This window comes from Rhodococcus sp. 14-2470-1b (assembly GCF_002259415.1).
Taxonomy (GTDB): Bacteria; Actinomycetota; Actinomycetes; order Mycobacteriales; family Mycobacteriaceae; genus Rhodococcoides.
Genome location: NZ_NPFY01000061.1, coordinates 1 through 1,250, shown reverse-complemented (window position 1 = coordinate 1,250; position 1,250 = coordinate 1). Strand labels below are relative to the sequence as shown.

At 63.0% G+C, this 1,250-nt stretch carries 2 protein-coding genes; both read right to left on the bottom strand.

The genetic code is table 11. The annotated features are described in order from the left end of the window. A partial coding sequence (locus CH293_RS27695) for a dTDP-4-dehydrorhamnose 3,5-epimerase family protein (RefSeq protein WP_141217263.1) occupies window positions 1-363 on the bottom strand: 363 nt, incomplete at its 3' end. Further along, window positions 363-1,232 carry a glucose-1-phosphate thymidylyltransferase RfbA gene (rfbA, locus tag CH293_RS27690; protein ID WP_094653721.1) on the bottom strand — a complete coding sequence of 290 codons (870 nt, stop codon included), beginning with the start codon at window positions 1,230-1,232 and terminating at the stop codon, window positions 363-365. The genes rfbA and CH293_RS27695, both read right to left, overlap by 1 nt. Window positions 1,233-1,250 lie beyond the last annotated feature (18 nt).

The following is a 1,250-nucleotide window of genomic DNA, read 5'->3' as shown; positions in this document are numbered from 1 at the left end:
GATGGCGTGCCCGAGACCTGCCGGCAGGAACACTGCGCGGCGGTCGACGTCGTCGATGAGCACGCTGTCCCACTGCCCGAAGGTCGGCGAACCCACCCGCAGGTCGACGATCACATCCAAGAATGCACCCTTGACGCAGGTGACGTATTTCGCCTGCCCGGGCGGGGTGTCGGTGAAGTGGATACCGCGCAGCACCCCGGCCGCGGAGACCGAGCAGTTCGCCTGCTGCAGTTCCAACGGCCCGCCCACTGCGTTCTCGAAGGCGGAGGATTTGAACCATTCGAAGAACACGCCGCGATCGTCGCCGAACTGTCGTGGGGTGAACTCGTAGGCGCCGGGGATCGTCAGTTCACGAAAACTCATCACTTGCCTCGCGCCAGTAGATCGAGCAGGTACTGCCCGTATCCGGATTTGACGAGCTTTTCGGCTCGTTCTCGTAGTTCGTCGTCGGTGATGAAGCCGCGTCGCCAGGACACTTCCTCGGGTGCCCCGATCTTCATGCCCTGGCGTTGTTCGATGGTGCGGACGTAGTTGGAGGCATCGAGCAACGAGTCGAAGGTGCCGGTGTCGAGCCAAGCGGTGCCGCGGGGAAGCACTTCGACAGCCAACTTGCCTGCCTCGAGGTAGTGGCGGTTGACGTCGGTGATCTCGTACTCCCCGCGCGCCGACGGCTCGAGATCGCGGGCGATCGCCAGGACGTCGTTGTCGTAGAAGTACAGGCCCGGGACGGAGAAGTTCGATTTCGGTGCGGCGGGTTTTTCCTCGAGGGAGATGGCCTTGCCGTCGGCGTCGAATTCGATGACGCCGTAGGCGCTGGGGTCCTTGACTTCGTAGGCGAAGACAGCGCCGCCGTCGATGCCCTCGAATCGCGAGAGCTGAGAGCCCAATCCGGTGCCGTAGAAGATGTTGTCGCCCAATACGAGTGCGGCGCTGTCGGTGCCGATGTGGTCGGCGCCGAGGACGAAGGCCTGGGCGAGGCCGTTGGGCTCGTGTTGGACCTGGTAAGTCAGGTTGATTCCGAATTGTGAGCCGTCGCCGAGGAGTCGTTGGAACTGATCGGCGTCCTGTGGGGTGGTGATGACGAGGATGTCGCGGATGTTGGCGAGCATCAGGGTCGAGAGGGGGTAGTAGATCATCGGTTTGTCGTAGACCGGGACAAGCTGCTTGCTGATGCCGACCGTGATCGGATGTAGACGCGAGCCCGTGCCGCCCGCCAGAATGATTCCCCGCATACCGGGAAGTCTCCCAGA